The organism is Vibrio sp. L85, from assembly GCF_963871815.1.
In the GTDB taxonomy this organism is placed as follows: domain Bacteria; phylum Pseudomonadota; class Gammaproteobacteria; order Enterobacterales; family Vibrionaceae; genus Vibrio; species Vibrio harveyi.
Genome location: NZ_CAWMYL010000108.1, coordinates 302,392 through 329,295, shown reverse-complemented (window position 1 = coordinate 329,295; position 26,904 = coordinate 302,392). Strand labels below are relative to the sequence as shown.

At 44.9% G+C, this 26,904-nt stretch carries 26 protein-coding genes; 16 read left to right on the top strand and 10 right to left on the bottom strand.

Going from position 1 to position 26,904, the window contains the following annotated elements:
- Positions 1-636: 636 nt before the first annotated feature.
- The 9 genes from AACR11_RS11395 to luxS all read left to right on the top strand — a co-directional run bounded on the left by AACR11_RS11395 (position 637) and on the right by luxS (position 11,230).
- Positions 637-894, top strand: a complete 258-nt coding sequence (locus AACR11_RS11395) for an oxaloacetate decarboxylase subunit gamma (RefSeq protein ID WP_005448441.1) — start codon at positions 637-639, stop codon at positions 892-894.
- Positions 895-927: 33 nt separating this feature from the next.
- Positions 928-2,721 (top strand): sodium-extruding oxaloacetate decarboxylase subunit alpha, encoded by a 1,794-nt coding sequence (oadA, locus tag AACR11_RS11390; protein WP_029790337.1) that lies wholly within the window; start codon positions 928-930, stop codon positions 2,719-2,721.
- Positions 2,722-2,730: 9 nt separating this feature from the next.
- A complete protein-coding gene (locus AACR11_RS11385; RefSeq protein ID WP_005448436.1) occupies positions 2,731-3,861 on the top strand; it encodes a sodium ion-translocating decarboxylase subunit beta in 1,131 nt (376 codons plus the stop codon).
- A gap of 148 nt (positions 3,862-4,009) precedes the next feature.
- Positions 4,010-4,960 (top strand): NADP-dependent oxidoreductase, encoded by a 951-nt coding sequence (locus tag AACR11_RS11380; protein WP_009701936.1) that lies wholly within the window; start codon positions 4,010-4,012, stop codon positions 4,958-4,960.
- Entirely contained in the window at positions 4,954-5,415 is a 462-nt protein-coding gene (locus AACR11_RS11375; protein ID WP_009698760.1) for a YqaA family protein, read from the top strand. Before AACR11_RS11380 ends, AACR11_RS11375 begins: the two co-directional genes overlap by 7 nt.
- 9 nt (positions 5,416-5,424) lie before the next feature.
- Entirely contained in the window at positions 5,425-8,268 is a 2,844-nt protein-coding gene (locus AACR11_RS11370) for a M16 family metallopeptidase (protein ID WP_017817671.1), read from the top strand.
- Positions 8,269-8,431: 163 nt separating this feature from the next.
- A complete protein-coding gene (gene gshA / locus AACR11_RS11365; RefSeq protein WP_029790338.1) occupies positions 8,432-10,000 on the top strand; it encodes a glutamate--cysteine ligase in 1,569 nt (522 codons plus the stop codon).
- A 19-nt stretch (positions 10,001-10,019) separates the two neighbouring features.
- Complete coding sequence (locus tag AACR11_RS11360; RefSeq protein WP_029790340.1) at positions 10,020-10,625, top strand: transglycosylase SLT domain-containing protein; 606 nt, start codon at positions 10,020-10,022, stop codon at positions 10,623-10,625.
- 86 nt (positions 10,626-10,711) lie between these two features.
- Entirely contained in the window at positions 10,712-11,230 is a 519-nt protein-coding gene (luxS, locus tag AACR11_RS11355) for an S-ribosylhomocysteine lyase (protein ID WP_005448429.1), read from the top strand.
- Positions 11,231-11,322: 92 nt separating this feature from the next.
- Here the strand turns inward: luxS and AACR11_RS11350 are convergent, their stop codons facing one another.
- Both AACR11_RS11350 and AACR11_RS11345 read right to left on the bottom strand, forming a co-directional pair.
- On the bottom strand, positions 11,323-12,597 hold the full coding sequence (locus AACR11_RS11350) for an HlyC/CorC family transporter (RefSeq protein WP_005446238.1): 1,275 nt from the start codon (positions 12,595-12,597) through the stop codon (positions 11,323-11,325).
- Between the two features lie 154 nt (positions 12,598-12,751).
- On the bottom strand, positions 12,752-13,546 hold the full coding sequence (locus AACR11_RS11345) for a cytochrome C assembly family protein (protein WP_005446240.1): 795 nt from the start codon (positions 13,544-13,546) through the stop codon (positions 12,752-12,754).
- 213 nt (positions 13,547-13,759) lie between these two features.
- Between AACR11_RS11345 and ffh the strand changes: the two genes are divergently transcribed.
- From ffh to rplS, 5 genes are all read left to right on the top strand, one after another.
- The gene (gene ffh / locus AACR11_RS11340) at positions 13,760-15,142 is read left to right on the top strand and encodes a signal recognition particle protein (protein WP_005446242.1); all 1,383 of its coding nucleotides are present in this window, start codon (positions 13,760-13,762) and stop codon (positions 15,140-15,142) included.
- 210 nt (positions 15,143-15,352) lie between these two features.
- A complete protein-coding gene (rpsP, locus tag AACR11_RS11335) occupies positions 15,353-15,601 on the top strand; it encodes a 30S ribosomal protein S16 (RefSeq protein WP_004410028.1) in 249 nt (82 codons plus the stop codon).
- A gap of 28 nt (positions 15,602-15,629) precedes the next feature.
- Entirely contained in the window at positions 15,630-16,178 is a 549-nt protein-coding gene (gene rimM, locus AACR11_RS11330; RefSeq protein ID WP_005446245.1) for a ribosome maturation factor RimM, read from the top strand.
- A 27-nt stretch (positions 16,179-16,205) separates the two neighbouring features.
- Positions 16,206-16,949, top strand: coding sequence for a tRNA (guanosine(37)-N1)-methyltransferase TrmD (gene trmD / locus AACR11_RS11325; RefSeq protein ID WP_005446247.1), 744 nt, complete (start codon positions 16,206-16,208; stop codon positions 16,947-16,949).
- A gap of 41 nt (positions 16,950-16,990) precedes the next feature.
- A complete protein-coding gene (rplS, locus tag AACR11_RS11320) occupies positions 16,991-17,344 on the top strand; it encodes a 50S ribosomal protein L19 (RefSeq protein WP_005379971.1) in 354 nt (117 codons plus the stop codon).
- Between the two features lie 566 nt (positions 17,345-17,910).
- Here the strand turns inward: rplS and yacG are convergent.
- From yacG to nadC, 8 genes are all read right to left on the bottom strand, one after another.
- The gene (gene yacG / locus AACR11_RS11315; protein WP_005446249.1) at positions 17,911-18,105 is read right to left on the bottom strand and encodes a DNA gyrase inhibitor YacG; all 195 of its coding nucleotides are present in this window, start codon (positions 18,103-18,105) and stop codon (positions 17,911-17,913) included.
- Positions 18,106-18,167: 62 nt separating this feature from the next.
- Complete coding sequence (zapD, locus tag AACR11_RS11310; protein ID WP_005446251.1) at positions 18,168-18,908, bottom strand: cell division protein ZapD; 741 nt, start codon at positions 18,906-18,908, stop codon at positions 18,168-18,170.
- Positions 18,909-18,935: 27 nt separating this feature from the next.
- Entirely contained in the window at positions 18,936-19,550 is a 615-nt protein-coding gene (gene coaE / locus AACR11_RS11305; protein WP_029790343.1) for a dephospho-CoA kinase, read from the bottom strand.
- Positions 19,551-20,420, bottom strand: coding sequence for a prepilin peptidase (locus tag AACR11_RS11300; protein ID WP_079324729.1), 870 nt, complete (start codon positions 20,418-20,420; stop codon positions 19,551-19,553).
- 72 nt (positions 20,421-20,492) lie between these two features.
- Complete coding sequence (locus tag AACR11_RS11295) at positions 20,493-21,716, bottom strand: type II secretion system F family protein (protein ID WP_005446256.1); 1,224 nt, start codon at positions 21,714-21,716, stop codon at positions 20,493-20,495.
- 33 nt (positions 21,717-21,749) lie between these two features.
- Entirely contained in the window at positions 21,750-23,435 is a 1,686-nt protein-coding gene (gene pilB / locus AACR11_RS11290; protein WP_005446257.1) for a type IV-A pilus assembly ATPase PilB, read from the bottom strand.
- Positions 23,436-23,446: 11 nt separating this feature from the next.
- A complete protein-coding gene (locus AACR11_RS11285) occupies positions 23,447-23,884 on the bottom strand; it encodes a pilin (RefSeq protein WP_029790345.1) in 438 nt (145 codons plus the stop codon).
- A 264-nt stretch (positions 23,885-24,148) separates the two neighbouring features.
- Positions 24,149-25,036 carry a carboxylating nicotinate-nucleotide diphosphorylase gene (gene nadC, locus AACR11_RS11280; protein ID WP_029790346.1) on the bottom strand — a complete coding sequence of 296 codons (888 nt, stop codon included), beginning with the start codon at positions 25,034-25,036 and terminating at the stop codon, positions 24,149-24,151.
- Positions 25,037-25,128: 92 nt separating this feature from the next.
- Here nadC and ampD point away from each other — a divergent pair, with 92 nt between their 5' ends.
- Both ampD and pdhR read left to right on the top strand, forming a co-directional pair.
- On the top strand, positions 25,129-25,680 hold the full coding sequence (gene ampD / locus AACR11_RS11275; protein ID WP_029790347.1) for a 1,6-anhydro-N-acetylmuramyl-L-alanine amidase AmpD: 552 nt from the start codon (positions 25,129-25,131) through the stop codon (positions 25,678-25,680).
- Positions 25,681-26,084: 404 nt separating this feature from the next.
- Positions 26,085-26,852 (top strand): pyruvate dehydrogenase complex transcriptional repressor PdhR, encoded by a 768-nt coding sequence (gene pdhR, locus AACR11_RS11270; RefSeq protein WP_005446261.1) that lies wholly within the window; start codon positions 26,085-26,087, stop codon positions 26,850-26,852.
- The last annotated feature ends 52 nt before the right edge of the window (positions 26,853-26,904 follow it).

Below are 26,904 nucleotides of genomic sequence, written 5' to 3'. Positions count from 1 at the left end.
GAACCAGGCGGTCGGAGGTTCGAATCCTCCAGGACGCGCCACTCTTTAAAAAAGCCTCGCTTATGCGAGGCTTTTTTGTATCTGCTGCTTGGCTAAGATATTGTGTCTCTCTTGCGTATTTATCACCGCTTCTTCGCGCTAGATTCTGCTTCAAGCGCCTGATCCTGAGCTATTTTCGCTAATACGCTTGTTTCGCTTAAATAGTCATCTTAAAGCTCCACCTTGCGCTTTCTCGAGCCTGATTGATTTACGATGGTAGAGAACCCCATCCAAACATCGATAATAAAACTGATGTTTCATTGTTGTTAATGTCGTGTTTTTGGTGTGTTAATTTATTCTATCCTTTTGTTTTTATTTTACTTTATTCTTAAAGCCTCTTTTCATTTTGAAATCCCAATCGCAGTTTTTGCAAGTACTTTAATTTAGTGTGGTTATATGTTGAGCGATCCCACTAGGGAAGTGAATTTTAGTGCAATTTGTGATCTGAGTAGTGAATAAATAATCAATGTTAGAGATTATTTAAAAGCTTCCTTAAACAAAATTGACAAAATTTAACCAATCGAGATAATCCATTGGTCGGGATTTGACGCTATTAAAGTCCTGCGCATTGTCAGGATGACAAAGAAAGGAAGCAACATGACGAATATAGGAAGCCTGCTAGTAGATGCGGCCACCCTGATGCTAACAGGGATGGCGGTCGTATTTATTTTCCTCACCATTCTAGTTTATCTCGTTCGGCTAATGTCTAAATTGGTGCCAGAAGAAGTACCAGCGCCGATCGCAGCACCGAAAACAAATACCAACGTTCAATCAACCTCTTCAGCTGTTAGTCCACAAGTAGTGGCGGCGATCTCGGCTGCGATTCATAAACATCGCGCCTCAGTCGCGAAGTAGCCGAAAGATAGGATTAAAAAGGAGTTTAAGAGCATGTCTAAACCACTAGCTATCACTGATGTGGTCCTTCGTGACGCCCATCAATCCCTGTTTGCTACGCGTATGCGTATCGAAGATATGCTGCCTATCGCAGCTGAGTTAGATAAGGTTGGTTACTGGTCGTTAGAGACCTGGGGTGGCGCAACATTTGATGCGTGTATCCGTTTCTTGGGTGAAGACCCATGGGAGCGCCTACGCGAATTGAAAAAAGCAATGCCAAATACACCAATGCAAATGCTACTGCGTGGTCAAAACCTTTTAGGATACCGCCATTATGCCGATGACGTAGTAGAGAAGTTTGTTGAGCGTGCGCACGTGAATGGTATGGATGTATTCCGTATCTTTGATGCAATGAATGACGTACGTAACTTCCAAAAAGCGGTGAAAGCCACTGTTGATGTTGGTGCACATGCGCAAGGAACATTGTCTTATACCACGAGCCCAGTGCATAACGCAGACACATGGGTTGACCTTGCTAAACGTCTTGAAGACTTAGGTTGTCACTCTCTTTGTATTAAAGATATGTCTGGTCTGCTTAAACCTTATGAAGCGGAAGAGCTGATCACACGCATCAAAGCATCTTGTGATGTGCCACTAGCGCTTCACTGTCATGCAACGACCGGTCTATCTACTGCTACTGCCGTGAAAGCTGTAGAAGCGGGTATCGATATTCTTGATACTGCGATTTCTTCGATGAGTTGTACATACGGTCATACGCCTACTGAGACCGTGGTTGCGATGCTGCAAGGCACTGAGCGAGATACTAATCTGAAACTAGACCAAATCGAGCCTATCGCGGCTTACTTCCGTGAAGTACGTAAAAAATACGCGAAGTGGGAAGGTCAGCTAAAAGGTGTGGATTCACGCATTCTAATCGCCCAAGTTCCAGGGGGCATGCTGACCAACATGGAAGGTCAGTTAAAAGAGCAAGGCGCTGCGGACCGAATTGATGAAGTATTGGAAGAGATCCCACGTGTACGTGAAGATCTTGGCTTTATTCCACTGGTCACGCCGACATCTCAGATTGTTGGTACTCAAGCGGTAATCAACGTTCTGACAGGTGAGCGCTACAAGAGCATCACCAAAGAAACGGCAGGTGTTTTAAAAGGTGAATACGGTGCCGCTCCTGCGCCAGTTAATGCTGAATTACAAGCGAAAGTACTTGATGGTAAAGAGGCAATTACCTGTCGTCCAGCGGACTTGCTTGAAGCGGAAATGGAAACCCTAACTGTTGATTTGATGGAGAAAGCGCAATCTGAAGGCATTAAGCTTGCGAGCGAACGTGTCGATGATGTATTAACTTACGCGTTATTCCCTCAAGTTGGTCTGAAATTCCTGAAAAACCGTGGCAACCCAGATGCGTTTGAGCCAGCACCAACGTTAGAAGCTGCGAAACCTGTCGCTGCACAAGTAACACAGGCTGCTGCTGGTGGTGTTGAAACATACAGCGTGCGAGTTGATGGGCAAGTTTATGAAGTTGAAGTAGGTCCGCAGGGGCAATTAACATCGGTAACGCCAAGTGGGGCAACCGCACCGGTTCAACCTGCAGCGCCAAATGCTCCTGTTAATAGTGCTGCTGAAGCGGTTCCTGCACCTCTTGCTGGTAACATCTTTAAAGTGAATGTTCAGCCCGGTGCTGAAGTAGCGGAAGGTGACGTTCTACTCATCCTAGAAGCTATGAAGATGGAAACTGAAGTTCGTGCTGCGCGCGGTGGGGTGGTTCAAGAACTGAACGTGAAAGAAGGTGATGCCGTTACTGTTGGTTCACCGCTGCTGAGTCTGGCGTAAGGGAGTATCATGGACGGATTGATGACCTTATGGTCAGAAACAGGGATCGCTAACTTTGAGTTCGGCCAAATCTGTATGATGCTGGTTGGTTGCACCTTGCTGTTTTTGGCGATCAAAAAAGGCTTTGAACCCTTACTGTTATTACCTATTGGTTTTGGTGCCATTTTAGCGAACATTCCCAATGCTGGCTTTACCGAACCAGGTGGTTTGCTCTACTACGTTTATTACATTGGTATCGAATCGGGCGTGTTCCCGCTGCTGATCTTCATGGGCGTGGGGGCGATGACTGATTTTGGTGCTTTGATTGCAAACCCAAAAACCTTGTGGCTAGGTGCTGCGGCGCAGTTTGGTATTTTCGCGACGCTGTTTGGGGCGATTCTGCTTAACTATGTTCCGGGTATGGAGTTCTCCATGGCGGATGCGTCGTCTATCGCGATTATCGGTGGTGCGGATGGCCCAACGGCGATCTTCTTAGCGAGTAAGCTCTCTCCAGACCTGTTAGGTGCGATTGCCGTGGCGGCATACAGCTACATGGCACTGGTGCCGATCATTCAGCCGCCGATCATGAAAGCCCTAACCACGAAGGAAGAACGCCAGATCAAGATGGCCCAGCTTCGTCACGTTGGTAAGTGGGAGAAAGTAATCTTCCCGCTTGCTGTGTTACTGATGACGATTTTGTTCTTACCTTCCGCGACACCGTTGGTTGGTATGTTCTGTCTGGGTAACTTGATGCGTGAAGCTGGCGTGGTGGATCGTTTATCGAAAACCGCTCAGAACGAGCTGATCAATATCGTAACGATCTTCTTAGGTCTTGGTGTGGGCTCTAAGCTGCAAGCTGAGCAGTTCTTGAATCTAGAAACGCTAGGTATCTTGGGACTCGGTGCAGTCGCATTCAGTATCGGTACTGGGGCAGGTGTTTTGATGGCGAAGCTTCTCAATAAGTTCTCGAAAGAAGACATCAACCCACTTATCGGTGCTGCAGGCGTTTCTGCAGTACCAATGGCAGCGCGTGTTGTGAACAAGGTCGGTTTGGAAGCAAACCCACAAAATTTCTTGCTGATGCACGCAATGGGACCAAACGTAGCCGGTGTTCTTGGATCGGCGGTTGCCGCTGGTATCTTACTGGCACTGGTGGGGTAGTACACCATCTTGAGTTGTTTGTTGGAAAATTGGTGAAATAGAATTATCTACCAATTTACAAATTGACGATTAACTTCGGTAAACAAAATGGTTTATAGTCAAAGGGATGCTCTTGCATCCCTTTTTGTTTTCTCTCAGGGAATGGGTTATGGAACACAAACAGATCGCTATTACCGAATTCGGCAACGCAGAAGTTCTTGCAATTCAAACTACCTCAACACCAACCCCACAAACAGGGGAAGTCTTAGTTAAAGTGGCATACTCTGGCGTTAACCCTATTGATGTCAAAACGCGAGCGGGGCTTGGTTGGGCTGCGGCACAAAACAAAGACAACTTACCTTGGGTACCCGGTTATGATATTTCGGGGAAAGTCGTTTCATGTGGCGAAGATACCTCTCGTTTTCAAGAGGGGGATGAGGTAGCTGGCTTTATCGGTTTCCCTATTCGAGGAGGCGGTTACAGCCAATACGTTTGTGTTCCTGAATCTGAATTAAGTCACGTTCCCAATTCGGTCGCCTTAGAGGCAGCGGCAGTATTGCCACTTGCAGGTCAAACTGCGGCTCAAGCGCTGAGTAAAGCTAATGTGACTGAAGGTGACCGTGTATTGATACTTGCCGGAGCGGGTGGTGTTGGTCACTTAGCCGTGCAAATTGCAGTTGCGACCAAAGCAGAAGTGTTTACCACCTGTAGTGAACGAAATTTGGACTACCTCGCTACTTTAGGTGCACACGCAGTGAACTATCAATTTGCACCAGTGTCAGAACGTGTTGAAGATGTGGATGTTTTGATTGATCTTGTTGGTGGCGATGCCGCTTTAGACGCACTCAAATGCCTGACAGATAACGCTCGAGTCATTACTGTTCCAACGATTACTGCAGAACTGATTTGTGAAAAAGCCAAGTTACTTGGTTTTGAAGCCAGCGGTATGTTAGTCGAACCTGACCGTGAACAACTTGACACTTTGTTGTACATGGTTGGCGTTGGGCTGTTAAAAACTGAAGTACAACACGTCTATCCGATGACCGATGTTATTGAAGCTCACAAACAAGTCGAATCGGGGCGGACGCGAGGCAAGATCTTGCTTGATATGACATGTTAGAGGCATTTAATGCTGCCTTTGAAAACTTAGCTTTATGGTTTTCTGACTCCGCATTGTGGGTGCTATTCATTACTGGTTTTCTTAGTGCCACTCTATTGCCGGGTGGCTCTGAAGCTGGATTGATTGCCACCTTATCGTTAAACCAATACTCGGTTTCTTCCATCATTATTGTTGCCACCATTGGTAATACCTTGGGCGGTCTCACCAACTATTGGTTGGGTTTGTGGATTCCAAATAGAACTCAGGATGAGAAGCATGGGCATACCGCATTGAAGTGGCTGTCCAAATATGGGTATTGGGGATTGTTTTTTAGTTGGTTGCCAGTGATTGGCGACCCGCTATGTTTAGCGGCAGGATGGTTAAGGATGAAATTTCTGCCGTGTTTGGTTCTTATATTTTTAGGCAAAGCCGCAAGGTATAGCTTGTTGGCCGCCATCTATCTCGGTTTATTTTAAGGAAAGCGCATGAGAATGTTTTGGGTTAGCGCGTGTTCACTATTAGTGATCACGGGCTGTGCATCAAACTCCCCTGTATCATCATTGCCTGATGGAGTTACTTTCGTAGAGTCATCAAAAGCGGAAGAAGGCAAAGTGAAAATTCCATACCAGAAGTATCAGTTGGACAATGGTTTGACGGTCATTCTGGCACCTGAAGCGTCGGATCCACTTGTACACGTTGATGTGACATATCACGTTGGTTCGGCACGTGAAGAAATTGGCAAATCTGGTTTTGCTCACTTCTTCGAGCATATGATGTTCCAAGGTTCTGAGAACGTTGGTGACCAAGAGCACTTTAAGATCATTACAGAAGCTGGCGGTACACTAAACGGCACGACTAACCGTGACCGCACGAACTACTTTGAAACTGTTCCTGCTAATCAGTTAGAAAAAATGTTGTGGCTTGAGTCAGACCGCATGGGCTTTTTGCTCGATGCCGTCTCACAGCATAAGTTTGAAATTCAACGCTCAACAGTTAAAAACGAACGCGCGCAGCGTTATGACAACCGTCCTTATGGTTTGATTTGGGAACGCATGGCAGAGGCGCTGTACCCAGAAGGTCATCCATACTCGTGGCAAACGATCGGTTACGTTGAAGATCTTGACCGCGTTGATGTGAACGATCTGAAAGCCTTCTTCCTACGTTGGTATGGTCCAAACAACGCAGTACTAACCATTGGTGGTGATATCGATGTTGAGCAAACATTAGCGTGGGTGAATAAGTACTTTGGTTCAATCCCTCGCGGACCTGAAGTGGAAAATGCACCTAAGCAGCCTGCAAAGCTAGCAGAAAGCAAATTCATCACCTTAGAAGATCGTATCCAGCAACCAATGGTTATGGTGGCATGGCCGACAACCTACAATGGCGAAGCCACTCAAGCGTCACTTGATACTCTATCAAGCGTGTTAGGTAGTGGTACTAACAGCGTGCTTTACCAAGACCTAGTAAAAACACAAAAAGCAGTAGATGCAGGTTCTTTCCATGACTGTGCTGAGCTTTCTTGTAATTTTTACGTCTACGCGATGGGTGATTCTGGTGATAAAGGCGACCTCACCAAGCTATATGATGAGCTGATGACATCGTTGGGTAAGTTTGCGAAGGACGGGGTGACGAAAGATCGTTTGGAGCAACTTAAAGGTCAATCTGAAGCCGATGCGATTTTCGCTTTAGAAAGTGTGAAAGGTAAAGTGACACAGCTAGCGTCGAATCAAACTTTCTTCGGCAAGCCAGATTTGATTGAGGAACAGCTTGAGCAACTTCGTGCTGTAACGCCTGAGTCGGTAGAAAAAGCATACAGTGATTTTATTCAAGGTAAGAACAAGGTTACCTTGAGTGTTGTGCCAAAAGGTAAAACAGAGCTTGCTGTGAAACCAGCGACATTCGTGACACCAAAACGCACTCTTCCTAAGTATGAAAAAATCTCAGACGATCAATTGGCTTACCGCCGAGCAACTGACAACTTTGACCGTTCTATTCAACCTCCTGTGGGGGCGCCTGTTGAGGCAACCATGCCGAAGTTGTATGACATCCACTTCAACAATGGTTCTGAGTTGCTGGGTACAGTAAGCAGTGAAACACCAACCGTCACCATGCAGTTTAGTTTACCTGCTGGAACACGTTTCGTTGAAGCTGGTAAGGAAGGTTTGGCTCAAATGACTGCCGCTATGCTGCAAGAAGGAACAACCAAACGTTCAGTAGAAGAGATTCAAGCTGAACTTGATAAGTTGGGTAGTGTTATTTCTGTCGATGCGACAGGTTACACAACCGACATTAGTGTTTCCGCCCTGAAGAAAAACCTAGCGCCAACACTTAAGATTGTCGAAGAGATGTTGTTGTCTCCGGCATTTAAGCAAGAAGACTTTGACCGAGTTAAGACGCAAGCGTTAGAAGGCTTGGTGTATGAGCATCAAAAACCTAGTTGGATGGCGTCGCAAGCTAGCCGTCAAGTATTGTACGGAGATTCTATTTTTGCTCGTCCAAAAGATGGCACCAAAGCGGGGCTCCAAGCTCTGACTCTCGATGACGTGCGTGATTTCTATGCGAAGCACTACACACCTCAAAGTGCGCAAATTATTGCGGTTGGTGATATCAGCAAAGCTGACGTTGAGAAACAATTGTCGTTTTGGGCAAATTGGGAAGATGAAGCGGCACCTTTGTATGCCCCTCAAGCCATTGCTCCGCTAGGTCCACAAAAAGTTCATTTGGTGGATAAGCCAGGAGCTCCGCAAAGTGTGGTCATGATGGTCCGTCAAGGCATGCCTTATGATGCGACGGGAGATTTCTATCTGGGTCAGTTAGCAAACTTCAACTTAGCCGGTAACTTTAACAGTCGTATCAACCAAAACCTTCGTGAAGACAAAGGCTACACTTATGGTGCCTATGGCTATTTCTCTGGAAATGTAGAAACGGGTTCTGTTGTATTTACAGCGCAAGTGCGTGCGGATTCGACCATTGCCTCTATTGTAGAAATGGAGAATGAGTTGAATGAGTTCTCACAATCGGGCATGACTGAAGATGAATTGAAATTTATGCGCCAAGCAGTCGGTCAAAAAGATGCACTGAAATATGAGACGCCTACACAGAAAAGCAAACTCATCAGTGATATTTTGAAATACAACTTAGACAAAGACTACTTACAGCAACGAAACGCTATTGTTGAGACTGTCGACAAACAGACTCTCAACGCTCTAGCACAGAAATGGTTCGACCCGAATGACTACCAGATAGTTGTTGTCGGGGACGCGAAATCCCTTCGCCCTCAACTAGAAAAGTTAGGGAAAGACGTGGAAGAGCTTGAAATCATTCGATAGAGTACACATTTAATAGCGGAGAGGAGACTCTCCGCTATTCGTTTCTAACTAGATAAATGACTTTTTGATGGGTTATTTATCTAGATGGATTATATATCAATAACTTAGCTTTCACTTGCCACGCTTGGCGAGTGTCCTGCTCCCAATATAAGCGAACCTCATTTTGACTGATTTTGCTGCGCGACTAAAACAAGTTGCATCAAACCCAGAAGTATTTAAGCAGTTTGGACGCGGTGTTGAGCGAGAAACTTTGCGCTATCGTCAGGATGGACACCTAGCAACAACACCTCATCCCGAGGGTTTGGGCTCAGCGTTCACAAACAAATGGATTACGACCGACTTTTCAGAATCTCTGCTGGAGTTCATTACTCCTGTATCGCACGAGATCCCTGAATTAATGGGGCAGTTGAAAGATATCCATCACTTCACTCAAACCAAAATGGGTGAAGAGAAAATGTGGCCACTTTCAATGCCATGTTACGTGGGCTCGGAGGATGATATTCAGCTGGCACAATATGGCTCATCGAACTCAGCTAAAATGAAAACGCTTTACCGTGAAGGTCTAAAACGCCGCTACGGTAGCCTGATGCAAATTATCTCGGGCGTGCATTTTAACTTCTCTTTTCCTGAATCATTCTGGGACGCTTTGCATGGTGAACAAGATGAAGAAGCACGCCAAGAAACGAAATCTGCTGCGTACTTTGCGCTGATTCGTAACTACTACCGTTTTGGCTGGATGATTCCGTACTTCTTTGGGGCGTCACCAGCACTTTGTGGTTCATTCATTCAAGGTCGTGAAACTGACCTACCATTTGAGAAAGTTGGCGGCACTCTATACTTGCCTAAAGCGACGTCGCTGCGCCTAAGTGATCTCGGTTACACCAACAGCGCACAAAGCGTACTTAAGATTGGCTTTAACTCTATCGAGCAGTATCTTGATGGTCTAGACGATGCAATTCGTCACCCATCGGAAGAGTTTGCTCAGATTGGGGTAAAAGTGGATGGCCAATACCGTCAACTTAACTCGAACATTCTGCAAATTGAAAACGAACTGTACGCGCCAATTCGTCCTAAACGTGTAACTAAGAGCGGTGAAAAACCTTCTGAAGCGCTTAAACGTAGCGGTGTAGAGTACATTGAAGTTCGTTCGCTAGACGTGAACCCGTTCAGCGCCGTTGGTGTGAGTGAAGAGCAGGTTCGCTTCCTTGATCTATTCCTTACTTGGGCAGCACTTTCAGATTCTGACCCTATGGACAACTGTGAGCTCGAATGCTGGCGTGACAACTGGAACAAGGTCATTGTGTCTGGTCGTGAGAAAGGTTTGATGCTACAAATCGGTTGCCAAGGTGAGCGCCTGTCTCTACAAGACTGGGCACATCGTGTGTTTGCTGACCTTCGTCAGATTGCGGTTGAAATGGACTCGGTTGCTGGTGGAAATGCGTACCAAGCAGTTTGTGACAAACTTGAGTCTTGGATTGATGAGCCAGAGCTAACCATTTCTGGTCAGTTGCTTGAGCTGACAAAAGAGCATGGTGGTTTAGGTAAAGTGGGGTGTGCGCTTGGCATGAAATTCCGCGAAGAAAACCTAGCACACAACTATGAACAATATTCAGCCGATGCAATGGAAACGGAAGTTGCAACATCGGTAGAGAAACAAAAACAAGCAGAGCAAAGCGATACTCTATCGTTCGATGATTTCCTAGAAGATTACTTTGCTTACTTAAAACAATAACCAGCAGTAAGGGCAGGGATTGGACATTAAGCCGTTAGTGGTGTCTGTGCTTGGGAGCGTGATGTTAGCCGGTTGTGCAACTGCGCCCCCAAAGCAACAAGATAACCTATGTGAAATATTCCGAGAAAAATCCGGTTGGTACGAAGATGCCAAAGACATGGAAGAAGAGTGGGGCACACCGATAAATGTTGCCATGGCGATCATTAAGCAAGAAAGTAGCTTTCGTCATGATGCTCGACCGCCAAAAGATTACATTCTCGGTTTTATTCCATGGGGACGTGTCAGCAGTGCTTACGGTTATGCTCAAGCTCAAGACCCTGCTTGGGAAGATTTTCAAAAAGCGACAGGACAAGGTGGTTCACGCACCAATTTTGACGATTCAATGATGTTTGTCGGTTGGTATACCCATGAGACTCGTCGTCAATTAGGCATTTCGTTATGGGACCCTTACAACCAGTATCTTGCGTACCATGAAGGACGTGGTGGCTATAAGCGTGGGACCTATAAAAGCAAACCTAGCTTAGTTAAAGTTGCAAGACGCGTGGAGCAAACCGCCAAGACTTATGGCTGGCAGCTGAAGCAATGTCGTCAGGAATTAGAAGACAACAGCAGCTGGTTCTTTTAGTCTCCCCCCTAATAGTCAGAGGGGAAATGAACAGAAATAATGACCAATACGTGTAAGTATTGGAGGTTACAATCAGGAGAGATGTAATGCCTTTATTAGACAGTTTTACCGTGGACCACACACGTATGCATGCGCCAGCAGTTCGTGTAGCTAAAACGATGCAAACTCCAAAGGGAGACACCATCACAGTATTTGACTTACGTTTTACTGCACCGAACAAAGACATCCTTTCTGAGAAGGGAATTCACACTTTAGAGCATTTGTACGCTGGCTTTATGCGCAACCACTTAAACGGTGATAGCGTTGAGATCATCGATATCTCACCAATGGGTTGCCGTACCGGTTTTTACATGAGCTTGATTGGTACGCCTTCAGAGCAGCAAGTGGCGGATGCTTGGGTTGCAGCAATGGAAGACGTATTGAAAGTAGAAAGTCAAAACAAGATCCCTGAGCTGAATGAATACCAATGTGGTACAGCAGCAATGCACTCTTTAGATGAGGCAAAGCAAATCGCGAAAAACATTCTAGAAGCGGGCGTTGCAGTCAATAAGAATGATGATTTGGCACTGCCAGAATCTATGCTGAAAGAGTTACGTATCGACTAACTTAGCTTTGAGTTTAGATCTCTGAAAACAAAAAAATAGCCTGACAGTGTCAGGCTATTTTTTTGTTGATTAGAATATTTAAAGTGGTGAAGTTAACTGCTCTTCTTGAGCTTTGGGTACACCTTCACCAGCTTGATGCGGTTCTCTTCAATATCGACAATTTCCATTGGATGTCCGGCAACTTGCACACTCAAGTGGCTTTCAGGAATGTCTTCTAAATGCTCTAGAATCAGACCGTTCAAAGTGCGTGGACCATCGGTTGGTAGTTTCCATTTCAAGCCTTTGTTGATGTCACGAATGTTGGCGCTACCTTCAATCAGGAAGCTGCCGTCACCTTGAGGAGTAATCTCTTCTGACAAGCTTGGTGCAATGGAAGTCGTAAATTCACCAACAATCTCTTCTAAGATATCTTCCAAAGTGACGAGACCATTAATGTCACCATACTCATCGACAATCAAACCGATACGCTGCTTGTTACGCTGGAATTTCAGCATCTGCACATTCAGTGGCGTACCTTCTGGGATGTAGTACACCTCATCAGCAGCGCGCAGTAGTGTTTCTTTGTTGAATTCGTTCTTCTCTAGCATTAATCGGTATGCTTCACGTAGGCGCAGCATGCCAACGACTTCATCAATCTGATCACGGTACAACACAATGCGACCATGAGGAGAGTGAGTCAGCTGACGGACGATAGATTTCCAATCATCATTGATGTCGATCCCTGTGATCTCATTGCGTGGCACCATGATGTCGTTAACGGTGACGTGTTCTAGATCCAGAATCGATACCAGCATGTCTTGGTGACGACGAGGGATAAGGCCGCCTGCTTCATTAACGACGGTGCGCAGTTCTTCTGAGCTTAGATGATCTTCTGTGGTGTGATCGGCTTTCACACCAATTAAACGGATAAAACCGTTAGTAATGAAGTTAACTAACCTCACCAGAGGTGACAGAATTTTCATTAGAATGGTGAGAAGAATGCTGCTCGCGTAAGAGACGCGCTCAGGGTAAAGCGAGGCGATGGTCTTCGGTGTGACTTCTGCAAACACAAGGACAACCATGGTGAGTGCGCCAGTGGCAATCGCAACCCCTAAGTCTCCGTATAACCGCATACCTAAAATGGTCGCGATGGCAGACGCGAGAATATTGACGAGGTTGTTACCGATAAGAATAAGACCAATCAGTCGATCTGGGCGGTCTAGTAGTTTTTCGACTCGCTTCGCCCCTTTATGCCCATTATTGGCTAAGTGCTTTAAGCGGTATCGGTTCAAAGACATCATCCCTGTTTCTGAACCGGAGAAGTAACCTGATATGACGATAAGACACGCGAGTAGCGCAAATAAGATACCCGTAGATATGTCGTCCAAAACGCTGCTGTTCCTTGTATGTGTTTGGTTAATTTATGACCGAGCTTGGCCATTAAGTCAATGCAATAAGGGTTACTCTATTTTATTTGCCCTTTAATATAAAGGATAAGGAGCCCTAGGCTCCTTATTAATTGCATTTTATAGATGGAGAACATCAACTTAAGATGATTTCTTTCACAAAGCGACTACCGAAGTACGCTAAGGTTAACAAGGTCGCCCCTGCTACCGCGAACCATGTCACTTTCTTGCCTCGCCAGCCTTTCTGGTAATGCCCCCAAAGTAGAATTGAGTACACAACCCAAGCGATGAAAGAAAGGATACCTTTATGAGCTTTTCCTTGAGCAAACATGTCTTGTACAAAAACAAAACCAGTAATCAAGGTTCCCGTTAGGAGCAAGTTACCAATCAAAATAATCTTGAACAGTTGACGCTCTACCATCATCAAAGGTGGCAAATTCGGATTAATTGCTAACGACTTCTTGGCTTTTAGTTTGTGGTCGAGCCACGCAAGTTGCAGTGCGTATAGGGCACCGATAGTTAAAGTTGCGTAGGAAAAGAGCGCAAATGAAATGTGTATAAGTAGCTTAGGGTCGTTCTCTAAATGCTTAATAAAAGTGCTTGGTAAGAAAGTAGCAGCAGTTAAATTGATGGCAGCAAAGCTATAAACCACAGGAAGAAGGAACCACAAGCGGTTCTTCAACATCGCAACGCTCATCACCAGTGAGATAATAAAGCTGATAAGAGAGGCGACATTAAGAATGCTGAGATTTTGCCCTGAACCGTCGAAAATCAGATCACTCAGAATCCAAGCGTGAAAAACCAACGCACATGCCGCGCTGGCAAATACGGTTTTCGCTTTAATTCCTGACTGTTGAGAGAGTCCGGGAATGATGGTCGCAATTGCCAGAACGTAAAGAATGGCGGCTGCGATGGCAATTAAGCTATCCATGAATCTTAAGAGTTATTGTGCACAATGGTGAAAATTATACCTTGCATTACTCTTTGGGGCTATGGGCTATGCCTCATCAATCACGAGAGATGAGATATTGAAATTAACGAGTTAGCCCTCAAGTTAAGGATAAGAGCCGTGTTCGGGTATGACTGTGACGTTGGCTAAGGTATACTCACACTAATTAATCGCCATTTTAGCGAAGAGACAAAGATGTTTGAGAATTTAACGGATCGATTATCCAAAACGCTGAAGAATATCAGTGGTAAAGGTCGTCTGACCGAAGACAACATTAAAGAAACCCTACGTGAAGTACGCATGGCACTATTGGAAGCGGACGTTGCGCTTCCTGTTGTACGTGAATTTGTAAACCGCGTTAAAGAAAAAGCGGTAGGTGTAGAAGTTTCTAAATCCCTAACGCCGGGTCAAGAGTTCATCAAGATCGTTCAAGCTGAGCTTGAAGCGGTAATGGGTGAATCTAATGAAGCACTGAACCTAGCAGCGCAGCCGCCAGCAGTGCTTTTGATGGCGGGTCTACAAGGTGCGGGTAAAACTACATCGGTAGGTAAGCTATCTAAGCTTCTAAAAGAGCGTGATAAGAAGAAAGTTTTGGTTGTGTCTGCCGACGTTTACCGTCCTGCAGCGATCAAGCAGCTAGAAACCCTAGCATCAGACATCGGTGTCGATTTCTTCCCATCTTCACCAGATCAAAAGCCACTTGATATTGCTAATGCAGCAATTGACCACGCAAAGAAGAAATTCTACGACGTATTAATTGTCGATACCGCTGGTCGTTTGGCTATCGATGAAGAAATGATGGGTGAGATTAAAGATCTTCACTCAGCGATTAACCCGGTTGAAACACTGTTCGTTGTTGATGCAATGACAGGTCAAGATGCGGCGAACACAGCAAAAGCATTCGGTGATGCACTACCACTAACTGGTGTGATTCTGACTAAAGTGGATGGTGATGCTCGTGGTGGTGCGGCGCTATCAGTTCGTCACATTACGGGTAAGCCAATCAAATTCCTCGGTGTGGGTGAGAAAACCGACGCACTAGAACCATTCCACCCTGATCGTGTTGCATCGCGTATTCTAGGCATGGGTGATGTACTGTCACTGATTGAAGACCTACAACGCAATGTTGACCAAGACAAAGCAGAGAAGCTAGCGAAGAAGTTCAAAGAGAAGAAAGGCTTCGACCTTGAAGACTTCCGTGAACAGCTGGGTCAAATGCAAAACATGGGTGGCATGATGGGCATGCTAGACAAGCTTCCAGGCATGTCTCAGTTACCATCAGATGTGAAAGACAAAGTTGATGACAAGATGTTCAAGCAAATGGAAGCGATCATCAGCTCAATGACAATGAAAGAACGTCAACGCCCGGAAATCATCAAAGGGTCGCGCAAGAAACGTATCGCTGCGGGTTCTGGTGTTCAGGTTCAAGACGTTAACCGTCTGCTGAAACAGTTCACCCAAATGCAGAAGATGATGAAGAAAATGCAGAAGGGCGGCATGAAAGGCATGATGCGTAACATGCAAGGCATGATGGGTGGCATGGGCGGAGGCGGTGGCTTCAACCCATTTGGTCGTTAAACGATTGCCTAGACTTTAGTTTCAGGGTGTTAGCTACGTCACAAACTTGGATTTCAATTTATGTTGGTGAAAAAGTAACTAAACCCCTTGCATTGCTCCGGGATAAGAGTAAAATTCCGGAGCTTTATTTTGGCACGAGACCCCAGATTATTCAGTTTTTTGGATGATTGTTGGGGTTAATTTTATTTTTGAGAAAGCAAAGAGGACGACATGGTAACCATTCGTTTGGCACGTCACGGCGCTAAGAAGCGTCCATTTTATCAAATCGTAGTAGCGGACAGCCGCAACGCTGCAACTGGCCGTTTCATCGAGAAAGTTGGTTTCTTTAACCCAACTGCACAAGGTCAAGAAGAAGGTCTACGTCTAGACCTAGACCGCGTTAACCACTGGGTTGGTCAAGGCGCGTCTCTATCTGACCGCGTTGCTAAGCTAGTTAAAGACGCTCAAAAAGCGGCTTAATTTTTACTTTAGAAGTAGAAACTAGTTTATGTCGATGAAAGGTAAAGAAACAATGAGCAACGAAAAGATTGTTGTAGGCAAGTTTGGTGCTACTTACGGCATTCGTGGTTGGCTTAAAGTTTTTTCCTACACAGACAATGCTGAAAGCATTTTCGATTACAGCCCTTGGTTTATTAACCAAAAGGGTACGTGGGTTGAGTTCAAAGTAGAAAGCTGGAAGCGCCATAACAAAGGTATGGTGGCTAAGCTTGAAGGTCTGGAAGTTCGTGAAGACGCACACTTACTGACGAACTTTGAGATTGCTATTGACCCTGCGGTACTACCTGAATTGTCAGAGGATGAGTTCTACTGGCGTGAATTGTTTGGGATGCAAGTAGTAACCACTAAAGGTTACGATCTCGGTGTCGTATCTGACATTCTAGAAACTGGCTCAAACGATGTTCTGGTTGTTAAAGCAAATCTAAAAGATGCTTTCGGGCAAAAGGAACGATTAATCCCGTTCCTTGAAGAGCAAGTGATCATCAAAGTTGATCGCGAAGCTCAACGGATCGAAGTTGACTGGGATCCTGGATTCTAATCTCCAAAATTACAGAGCGAGATAAACATGTGGGTTGGCGTTATTAGCCTTTTTCCTGAAATGTTCCGTTCTGTTACTGATTTTGGGGTAACAGGTCAAGCGGTTAAAAAAGGCCTTTTGTCGATTGAGACTTGGAATCCTCGTGATTTCACTCATGACAAACATCGCACTGTCGATGACCGACCTTACGGTGGTGGTCCTGGTATGTTAATGATGGTTCAGCCTTTGCGCGATGCCATTCATACCGCGAAAGCAGCCTCACCGGGTAAGACGAAAGTCATTTACCTTTCTCCTCAAGGTCGTAAGCTCGACCAGAAAGGCGTTGAAGAACTGGCAACGAATGAGAATTTACTTCTGATTTGTGGTCGTTACGAAGGGGTAGATGAGCGCATCATTCAATCTGAAGTCGACGAAGAATGGTCGATTGGAGATTTTGTGATGACGGGTGGTGAGATACCTGCCATGACGTTAATCGATTCTGTCTCTCGGTTTGTTCCGGGTGTACTAGGGGATTTCGCGTCAGCAGAAGAAGATTCTTTTGCAAATGGTTTGTTAGATTGCCCTCACTATACGCGTCCAGAAGTATTGGATGACAAAGAAGTACCAGCGGTACTGATGTCAGGCAATCACAAGGACATTCGTCAATGGCGACTAAAACAGTCGCTGGGCCGAACTTGGCTTAGAAGACCAGAGCTCCTGGAAAACCTAGCTCTGACTGACGAACAGGAACAATTACTTGCTGAGTTCATTAGTGAACATAGTGCAAAGTAACCTAATTTATTTAGTATCAGTTTATTCTAGGAATTTAAAAAATGAGTAACATCATCAAGGCTCTTGAAGAAGAGCAAATGAAATCAGACCTACCTAAATTTGCACCAGGTGACACTGTTGTAGTTCAGGTTAAAGTTAAAGAAGGTGACCGTGAGCGTCTACAGGCTTTCGAAGGCGTTGTAATCGCAATCCGTAACCGTGGTCTTCACTCTGCTTTCACTGTACGTAAGATCTCTAACGGTGAAGGTGTTGAGCGTACGTTCCAAACACACTCTCCAATCGTTGATAGCATCGAAGTTAAACGCCGTGGTGCAGTACGTCGTGCCAAGTTGTACTACCTACGTGAGCGTTCTGGTAAGTCTGCTCGTATCAAAGAGAAACTTGCTAAGAAGTAATGCTATAACTAGCGTTCTCATAGTAAACGGAGCCCATTTGGGCTCCGTTTTTTTATGCGCGAAAAAGGACGTTATGCTTCGAGAGTCAGGAATACTTGCTCTGATATAGTAGAGCGCTTCGGTTAGTGAGCGGCATTTGTCCTGCGAGAGAGTAAAAAAGGGATCCCCAACTCGCTCGTTCCTCGCTCTTGAGGATGACGAATAAAAAACAAATAAATGAACTCAAACAACGTTACTCCCGAAAGCGACGAAGGTACATCGTCAGAAATCTCTTTGAGTGGAACTCTTGCGTTGCGTTGAATAGGAATACAGAGCTCTTTAGCTGGGCGGTGGGTTTGCTCTTCGCGAGGTTAGAGTAATAGCTCCCCAGTTCACTTGTTTCTCGCCCTTGAGGATGATGAATAAAAAACAAATGAACCCAAACGGTGTCATTCCCGAAAGCGACGAATGCGCATTGTCGGAATCTCTCTTTCGGCGTAATAAAAAACAAAAAGGGCCGATGTTCTCACATCAACCCTTCTTTTTATTCTCGAAGCGTGGTGCTCTCGTTTCTGAGTTCTAGCTTCTTAGTATTGGTCTTCAGACCAACCATCACTGTCCGACATATCTGGTGCGCCAGGAATGGTATTTTCTTCGTCAGCCCATTCGCCAAAATCAATCATTTGGCACTGTTTGCTACAGAAAGGGCGGTGAGGACTTTGCTCTCCCCACTCTACGTCGGCACCACATTGTGGGCATGGAACGACTGTAATTTTAGACATCGTCATTCGTCCTATTTATTCGGTGTTCAAAGGTGTTATGGCAATAGTAGTGCGAGTTGCGCTTAGCTACAAACAGCGAGTTCAAACTCAACGTCTTGAGTACAAGCTTGACCGCTTTCAAAAGCCATGAATTTGATGGCAAAACGGTTTTTATGACCCGAGATCATCGGGTAGACACCGTATTCCATTGGAATGTGTAAACGCAGGATGTTGGCTTCGTCCGCGTCGCTTTGGAAGAATCCAGTGCGAGCGATTTGTGCTTTGAAATGTCCTGTTTCGCGAGTCAGCTTGAGCCAGAGTGCTAAGGCATCAGACAAAGGTTTTAAACTCGCTTGCCACTGTTCTGCATCGTGTTTTTTACGCTCAATAGGTAAATGAAGCCAGTAGTGCAACGCAGGAAGATCAAAACAACATGACCCACCAGGTAAGTTAAAGCGTTGGCGAATTGAACTTAAGAAGCGATCTTCTTTAAGTGCCTGACCAAAACGCTCAGCAGTCATCAGTTGGCTATGGACCACGTCGATCTCTTTTAAGAGTTCGCTAAGGGCTTGCTGATCGACACCATCGACATTAAGCCAATTGCGATAAGCTAAACGTTGCTTTTCAAGATCTTTTGCCAGTTCGCTTTTTAATTGAATTTGCTCAAAGATCTCGATCATATCAAAGAGTGCACGGAAGAACAGTTGATACTGATGATTGTCAGCAAAACCAGAGGCTAGGTGAGCCTGACGCAACAAAGACTCAACTCTTAAATAAATGCGAGTTTTTTCATTTAGCGGATGTTCAAATTTGTGCGTGGTCATCGACAGTAGCCTTGGTGAGTTTCATTCCTATTTTCGCAGATTTTTCTTACACATGGCTAGGTACTTTTCGTGTAAATCTGTGATTTGAAGCAAAAGATCTGGGTCATCTGGATTATTCTTAACCACATCATCAGCCAGAGCAAGTCGTTGTTCACGAGATGCTTGAGATGCCAAGATAGCTTTTGCTTGCTCTTCGCTCACGTTATCGCGTTTCACCGTTCTTGAGATCTGGGTTTGTGGCTCGACATCAACAACAAGTACACGATCGCACAAACTATCGAGCTTGTTTTCTACCAATAAAGGTACAACTAAAAGAGCGTAGTCTGATGTGACTTGCTCCAAGTCTTCGATCATCTTTTCGCGAATCATTGGGTGCAATACCCCATTCACCCATGCTTTCTCCTCTGGGTTAGAGAAGATTTTTTCTCTCAATTTGGCTCTATCAAGTGTTTGATTATCTCGGACAATATCAGTGCCAAAGTGCTCAATGATGGCATTAAGTCCAGGTGTGCCTGGCTCTACGACTTCACGAGCCACAATATCAGCGTCAACGATGTCTATTTTGAACTGTTGTTTGAATAGGTTTGCCACGGTGGTTTTGCCGCTCGCAATACCGCCGGTTAGGCCAATAACAAAAGCCATTTACACTCCTAGAATCGACGTAAAGTACCAGTTGAGGATTTGATTGCCCCAAATTAGGCTCACCCATCCTGCAATTGCAAGGTAAGGACCAAAAGGAAAGGCTTTTTCGATACCTTGCTTTTGCAAGCGCAGTTGGATAAGACCAAAAATGACGCCTACTACCGAAGAAAGCAAAATGATCATCGGCAGAGATTGCCAGCCCAACCAAGCTCCTAATGCAGCAAGGAGTTTAAAGTCGCCATAGCCCATTCCCTCTTTGCCTGTGAGGAGTTTGAATAACCAATAAACACTCCAAAGACATAAGTAGCCTGCCATTGCTCCAATAATAGAATCTTGAAGACTCACAGGGCTGATACTGGCAAGAGCAAGAGCAATACCCGCCCACATCAATGGTAGTGTGAGTTGGTCTGGCAGCAACATTGTATCAAGGTCGATAAATGTGGCAGCAATCAATACAAAGGTAAAGAAAACCAGCGCCACAGTGAAGTAGCTAAAACCGAAATGAAAAGCGATAAAACCCGAACAAAAAGCGGTAAGCAGTTCGATAAGAGGGTAGCGAGCACTGATAGGCGATTGGCAGTTGTGGCATTTACCTTTTAGCAATAACCAACTAATCACAGGGATATTGTCTCTAATGCGGATATGTGTACCGCATTGCTGACAAGATGAACGTGGCACGCTTAAGGTTAATGTCTCTTTTGGTGGCTCGATCTTGTATTCAGGGAATGATTCAGCACACTCGCGTCGCCATTCTAGTTCCATGATCTTAGGTAAACGGTAAATAACTACGTTGAGGAAACTACCCACGATCAAACCAAAAATAGCGGTAAATACAACGAATAGCCATGGGTAGTACTGGAATACTTCCATATCAGTCTCTTGAGCGGTAAATCAAACGAGCAAGGTGCTGTTTTGATAGAATTAATTTGCTAAAGGATCATTCTATCCCAATACGCTCATCAAGTTAAAGATTGGTAAGTACATTGCTGTCACCAAACCACCGACAACGACACCCAGAAAAACAATGATCAACGGTTCCAAAATCTTACTTAGGTTGTCGACGGTGTTATCGACTTCGAACTCATAAATAGCGGCTATCTTGTTGAGCATGTCATCTAAGCGACCTGACTCTTCACCAATCATGACCATTTGCAATACCAATTCTGGGAAGACGTTACAGTTACGCATGGCAATGTACATTGGCATACCAGCGGCAGTATCTCGATATACCTCTTCGATTGCCAATTGATAATGCATGTTACCAGAGGTTTTTGAGGTAGTTTTCAAGGCGGTTAGGATAGGAATACCTGCGCTAAAACTGGTCGCCAAAGTACGGCTAAACTTCGCAATGGCAGCTTTGGATAAAACTGGTCCTAAAATAGGTACTCTTAAACTCGACCGTGCAGTCAAAAGACGAAATGAGTCGGAGCGTTGTGACATGATTTTGCCAGAAATGAGTAAGCTCACAAAGCTCAGCCCAATGAAGGGACCCCAATTTTGGGTCCAAGCAGAAAGGTTGAGTACCATCTGGGTGAAGGCGGGTAATTCGGCACCAAAACCTGTAAACATTTTTTCAAACTCAGGAATAACCTTTGTCAGCATTAAATAAGAAACCCCAAGTGCTACTAATACCACCATCGCCGGGTAAATGAGCGCTTTAATAACCTTTGCACGCAACTGCTCGCTTTTTTCTCGGTAGGTTGCCAGACGCTCAAAGACTTGGGATAAGTTACCGGACTGCTCACCTGTTGCTATTAAGTCGGTGTAAAGTGGATCAAAGTGCGTGCTAGCGGTACGCATGGCTTTCGACATCGGTGTCCCTGCTTCTACCGCTCGCGTCACACTCATTAGAATCGATTTCATTTCAGCTTTTTTATGGTTCTCTGAAACTAACTTGAGTGCCTGAACAATAGGGACGCCAGTCATCAACATGGTGGCGATTTGACGAGTAAACACCGTAATGTCTTTGCCTTTTACTCGATGACTTATCTTGGTGATAAAAGAAATACTGCCTTTTTTGAGTTTTTTTATCTTGATGTGCTGAGCATCAAGGCGCTCTCTTACCTCGACTTCTGTCATTGCGAGCACATTACCAGAGGTTTTTTTACCCGAGCTATTAATGCCTTTCCAACGGTAGTTCTTAAGTTGTGGAGCGATGGTTTTCATAGTGTAAGTAACTGCCTAATAAAATCTGAGAAGTTAAAAATAGAGAACGCGTTGCAGCTCACTAAAGCTGGTGACGCCTTGTTTGAGCTTTTCAATGCCGGACATTTGTAGAGTCTGCATACCATTGGCAATCGCTAGCTTTTCTAATTCATGTACTGAAGCGCCTTTGATGAGCGCATTTGACAGGGATTCATCAAACTTCATCACTTCGTAAATGCCAGTGCGACCAGAGTATCCTTGGGTGCATTCGTTACAACCATCAGGATTCGCTTGGAAGATATCTTCAGTGCTGGTAATTCCAATATGTTGAAGTTGGCTGTTAGGTTCTTGAGGTTGTCTGCAATGTGGACAAAGCTTTCGTGCTAAACGCTGAGCGATGATCAAGCTAAGAGAGGATGCGAGGTTAAAGCTTTCTACCCCCATATTTGATAAGCGAATGACCGTCTCGGCGGCGGAGTTGGTATGCAGGGTAGAAAGGACTAAGTGTCCGGTTTGTGACGCTTTGATCGCGATTTCTGCCGTGTCGAGATCTCGGATCTCACCCACCATGACTACATCGGGATCTTGACGTAAGAAAGAGCGAAGCGCTTCTGCAAAGCCAAAGCCGATCTTAGGTTGAACTTGAACTTGGTTAATGCCAGGTAAGTTGATCTCAACGGGGTCTTCAGCGGTGGAAATATTGATCTCGGTTTTATTGAGAATGCTCAAACCAGTGTAAAGAGAAACCGTTTTGCCGCTGCCCGTTGGTCCTGTCATTAGGATCATGCCTTGTGGGCGGCGCAGTGCTTCTAAATACAATTGCTTTTGATGATCGCTGTATCCGAGTTTATTGATATCTAATGCTGCAGAACTGCTGTCGAGCAAACGCAATACGATTTTCTCCCCAAACAGAGTTGGCAGTGTAGAAACGCGCATATCAATCGCGGTGTCTTGGTTTAATTTGAGCTTGATGCGACCATCCTGTGGTAAACGGCGCTCAGCGATATCAAGCTTAGATAGGATCTTTATTCGGGCTGAGAGGCGACGGCTTAAATGGCTCGGAGGCTGTTGAATTTCGATCAAGATGCCATCGCAACGCAAACGCACTCGATACATGTTTTCATAGGGCTCGAAGTGAATATCAGAAGCCCCTTTACGAACGGCATCGAGCAGGATTTGGTTAATATAACGACTAACAGGCGATTCATCTTGGCTGAGATCTTCAATGTTCTCAATTTCGTCCTCACCAATATCAACGAGACCTGCCAGTTCATCTTGGTTGATTTCTTTAAGACCGGACTTTTCTTGACCGAGTGCACGACCATATAAACGACGAATGGCTGCGGTGAGTTCTTTAAAGTCCGCCAGAACTAGCTCGACTTGTAAACCGGTAGCAAAACGAAAGTCATCTTCCGCTTGTAAGTTAGTTGGGTCTGCAACCGCGAGTATTAATGTCGAAGATGTGCGATTGAGTGGCAAGGCATTATGTCGAGTGATCAGATCGCGTAAGCCAAGCTTTTGGCACAGCGACGAGTACTCATACTGACTGAGTGATGTGCAGGAAAGCCCAAAGATGGAGCTAAGGTGCTCAGTCAATTCATGTGATTGGAAAAAGCCAGAACTGAGTAAAGCCTCCGGCATCGAAATGCCAGAAGCTTTTGCTTGCTCAAGTAACGATTCTTCTTGGGAAAAGGTCAGTATTCCAGCTTGGCGAAGAACCGTTGAAAGGTTGGTTAGCACTGCTTAATTTCTCATGAACATGCTTTAGGTTTTACACCTGTAGCAGTGATGCCAGAGGTGCAGTTCCATTGACCAGTACCATCTCGCCCAAGGGTTACGTCTTTGCTGATTACGTCTGGACTTACACCTGAACTATTGAACGTAAACTTTATTGCACCTGATGATGAGCTTGCTCCTGAAGCTGAGGCAGTGTAACTAATTACACCGAGTGGTGAGGTCGGAACAGGTAGCTGTGCTGCTGTCGGAAATGATCCATTTTCAACAACATAAGTTTCAACATTTATTCTATGTCCAGTAATTGATGCTAGTGCTGAAGCTGCTTCACTTTTAGCTACGTATTTTTGGTACTGCGGGACGGCAATCGCTGCCAAAACACCAATAACCGCTACCACGATCATCAATTCAATTAGAGTAAAACCCTGCTGCTTCTTCTGTTTATTCGTTTTCATCTTGTTTCCTTAAGATAAATTTAGTTAATGCTTATGCATGGGGCAGAAGATTAAAAAGAGTAGAGGAAAGAGAAAACTGGGAAGGGAGAAGCTCTCGACTGAGATAAAAATCTTTACACTCAAGTTGCATATTGCATGCAAGGTTTTGCGAGTGGTGTTATTTTTTATGCGGATAAAAATAAAGAGCCGTGCGGCTCTTTATTGGTGTTTAATGGCAGTAACTCTATGAGTTAACGAGAATTACTTTTGCTTATTTAGTTTGGATTACTTGAAGCGCATCGAAAGATCCATCGCTTTTAGGTGCTTAGTTAAAGCGCCCACCGAGATGTAATCTACGCCTGTTTCTGCGTATTCAGCGATGGTTTCTAGAGTCACGTTGCCAGAGTTTTCTAACGCAGCACGTCCTGCATTGATAGCGACGGCTTCACGCATCATATCTGTGGTGAAGTTATCGAGCATGATGATATCTGCACCTGCTTCAATCGCTTCTTTTAGCTCGTCCAAGCTTTCCGTTTCCACTTCAACTGGTTTACCTGGGTTCAATGATTTTGCTGTGGTAATCGCTTGAGTGATCCCGCCACATGCAATGATGTGGTTTTCTTTAATAAGGTAGGCATCGAATACACCGATACGATGATTGAAACCACCGCCACAGGCTACTGCGTATTTTAGCGCACTACGTAAGCCCGGAATGGTTTTACGAGTATCTAATAGACGGCACTCAGTGTGAGCAATTTTCTCTGCGTACTCAGCGGTAATAGTCGCGCAACCTGAAAGGGTTTGAATAAAGTTCATCGCGTTGCGCTCGCCAGTGAGCAAATCACGAGCAGGACCAGTCAGTGTGCAAAGTGTTTGGTTTGGTTCAACCTTGTCGCCATCTTTTACATGCCATTCGATCGCGACTTTGCCACCCAGTTGTTTAAATACTTCATCTGCCCATGCTTGACCACAAAATACACCGTGTTCACGAGTAATGATGGTTGCTGTGTTAATAGCGTCTGCTGGGATAAGCGATGCGGTGACGTCTTTGTCTGCATCCAATGTGCCACCTAGGTCTTCTTTTAGGGTATCGGCTACGGCGCGAGTGATTTCTAATGGAAGCTGTTGCTTAAGGTATTCTAGGCGTTCTTGGCTGTTGTGTGTGTTCTTCATCGCAAATCTTGTCTTGAAAGGGAGATGGCAACGAATGATACTCTCCGGTGTCAATAATTTCAGCAGTTAATTTGCAAAGTAGAGAGGTTGATATGTGCCTAAAAATCGAGAATGGTTGGTTGACGCAAGCAAAGCATGTTCCATCGCCATTCTTTGATGCTCGTTCAGGCAAAGATGACATCTCTCTGCTGGTGGTTCACAACATCAGTTTGCCGCCAGGGCAGTTTGGTGGTTCATATATAGAGGACTTTTTTACTGGCAATCTCGATCCTAAAGCACATCCATTTTTTGAAGTAATTCACAAAATGGGCGTTTCGGCACATTGCTTAATAAAGCGTAATGGCGAAATTGTTCAGTTTGTTTCGTTTTTAGATAGAGCTTGGCATGCAGGGCAATCTAGCTTTGCTGGTCGCGAACGTTGCAATGACTATTCGATTGGTATTGAGTTAGAAGGCACTGAGTTTGTGGCTTATACAGAAGAGCAATATCAATCACTTACAGCTTTGGCTCATGCGGTCATGCATTCTTACCCCAAAATCACCTTACCCCGAATCACGGGGCATCAGTATATCGCTCCCTTGAGAAAAGCCGATCCTGGTCTAAGCTTTGACTGGCTCAAGTTCAGGCAACAAATACAACGCTAACTTGTAGCGAAAGTGTAAATTCAAAAAGCAGAAATAAATAAGGCATACACTCAAGTATGCCTTTTTTTGATACGAGAAATATGAATGCTTGTTAAAAGTTAACTACATTTTAAACGCTCAAAACAGCGGTTGGTGAAAAAATGTACGGATAATTTTGTCATTTTTTGTTTTTGTTGATCAAAATTACTAGCACGCAGAGCTCCCATCTGTTTTGTTTATGTAATTGGTAAGACCAATTTTATTGCTGTTTTAATAGTCGATTGTTATCAGAGTGTTGGTTGTAAGTCCATTCTATGATTTAGGTCAATTTTTGGCTGGACAGTGGCGTTTTAATTATGTTAATTTCTGCACCATCTTAAAATTGGTATTACCAATTACCTGCAAGAGTAGAAGAACAATAAATTATGGCTTATCAAAGGATTCGTCAGCCAAAGCTCTCTGATGTTATTGAACAAGAGCTAGAAAGGTTGATTGTGGAAGGAACATTGTCTCCGGGGCAGCAGTTGCCACCAGAGCGCGAACTCGCTAAGCAGTTCGATGTGTCTCGTCCATCTGTCCGTGAAGCCATTCAACGCTTAGAAGCAAAGCGTTTGCTTACTCGTCGTCAAGGCGGTGGCACATTCGTTAGTGAAAACATCTGGAAAAGCTTTTCAGATCCGTTGTTGAACTTGTTGTCGACTCACTCAGAAACGCAGTTAGACCTACTTGAATCGCGCCATGCGATGGAGGGGATCTCAGCGTACTTTGCAGCTTTGCGTGGTACCGATGAAGATTTTGCACGCATTCAAGCTTGTTTGAATCAAATTAGCGAAGAGCAAAAAGGCGATAACGTTGAGGCAGAAGCCGCTGCAGTGATGCAGTTTCTGATTGCTTTGACCGAAGCGGCACACAATGTCGTCCTGCTTCATATTGTTCGCAGTCTTGCGCCTTTGCTTGAGCAAAATGTTCTACAGAATCTAAAGCTCTTACATCGCCGCGATGAAGTGGTCGATAAAGTAAGTAAACACAGAGCTAATATCGTGGATGCGATTGTTTCTGGTCAGCCTGAAAAGGCACGTGAAATGTCTCACTCACATTTAGCTTATATTGAAGAAACATTGTTGGATTTGACTCGAGAAGAGTCTCGACGAGAGCGTTCTCTGCGTCGAATTCAGCAAGGTAACGATTCTTAATACAAGAACCGCTTACTTAAATAAGTAGATCCAACCAACAGAAGGATAGATC

Coding starts and splice junctions, on each gene's coding strand:
- AACR11_RS11395 (WP_005448441.1), top strand. CDS start 637: ATGACGAATATAGGAAGCCTGCTAGTAGATGCGGCCACCCTGATGCTA.
- oadA (WP_029790337.1), top strand. CDS start 928: ATGTCTAAACCACTAGCTATCACTGATGTGGTCCTTCGTGACGCCCAT.
- AACR11_RS11385 (WP_005448436.1), top strand. CDS start 2,731: ATGGACGGATTGATGACCTTATGGTCAGAAACAGGGATCGCTAACTTT.
- AACR11_RS11380 (WP_009701936.1), top strand. CDS start 4,010: ATGGAACACAAACAGATCGCTATTACCGAATTCGGCAACGCAGAAGTT.
- AACR11_RS11375 (WP_009698760.1), top strand. CDS start 4,954: ATGTTAGAGGCATTTAATGCTGCCTTTGAAAACTTAGCTTTATGGTTT.
- AACR11_RS11370 (WP_017817671.1), top strand. CDS start 5,425: ATGAGAATGTTTTGGGTTAGCGCGTGTTCACTATTAGTGATCACGGGC.
- luxS (WP_005448429.1), top strand. CDS start 10,712: ATGCCTTTATTAGACAGTTTTACCGTGGACCACACACGTATGCATGCG.
- AACR11_RS11345 (WP_005446240.1), bottom strand. CDS start 13,546: ATGGATAGCTTAATTGCCATCGCAGCCGCCATTCTTTACGTTCTGGCA.
- ffh (WP_005446242.1), top strand. CDS start 13,760: ATGTTTGAGAATTTAACGGATCGATTATCCAAAACGCTGAAGAATATC.
- rpsP (WP_004410028.1), top strand. CDS start 15,353: ATGGTAACCATTCGTTTGGCACGTCACGGCGCTAAGAAGCGTCCATTT.
- rimM (WP_005446245.1), top strand. CDS start 15,630: ATGTCGATGAAAGGTAAAGAAACAATGAGCAACGAAAAGATTGTTGTA.
- trmD (WP_005446247.1), top strand. CDS start 16,206: ATGTGGGTTGGCGTTATTAGCCTTTTTCCTGAAATGTTCCGTTCTGTT.
- rplS (WP_005379971.1), top strand. CDS start 16,991: ATGAGTAACATCATCAAGGCTCTTGAAGAAGAGCAAATGAAATCAGAC.
- yacG (WP_005446249.1), bottom strand. CDS start 18,105: ATGTCTAAAATTACAGTCGTTCCATGCCCACAATGTGGTGCCGACGTA.
- zapD (WP_005446251.1), bottom strand. CDS start 18,908: ATGACCACGCACAAATTTGAACATCCGCTAAATGAAAAAACTCGCATT.
- coaE (WP_029790343.1), bottom strand. CDS start 19,550: ATGGCTTTTGTTATTGGCCTAACCGGCGGTATTGCGAGCGGCAAAACC.
- AACR11_RS11300 (WP_079324729.1), bottom strand. CDS start 20,420: ATGGAAGTATTCCAGTACTACCCATGGCTATTCGTTGTATTTACCGCT.
- AACR11_RS11295 (WP_005446256.1), bottom strand. CDS start 21,716: ATGAAAACCATCGCTCCACAACTTAAGAACTACCGTTGGAAAGGCATT.
- AACR11_RS11285 (WP_029790345.1), bottom strand. CDS start 23,884: ATGAAAACGAATAAACAGAAGAAGCAGCAGGGTTTTACTCTAATTGAA.
- nadC (WP_029790346.1), bottom strand. CDS start 25,036: ATGAAGAACACACACAACAGCCAAGAACGCCTAGAATACCTTAAGCAA.
- ampD (WP_029790347.1), top strand. CDS start 25,129: ATGTGCCTAAAAATCGAGAATGGTTGGTTGACGCAAGCAAAGCATGTT.
- pdhR (WP_005446261.1), top strand. CDS start 26,085: ATGGCTTATCAAAGGATTCGTCAGCCAAAGCTCTCTGATGTTATTGAA.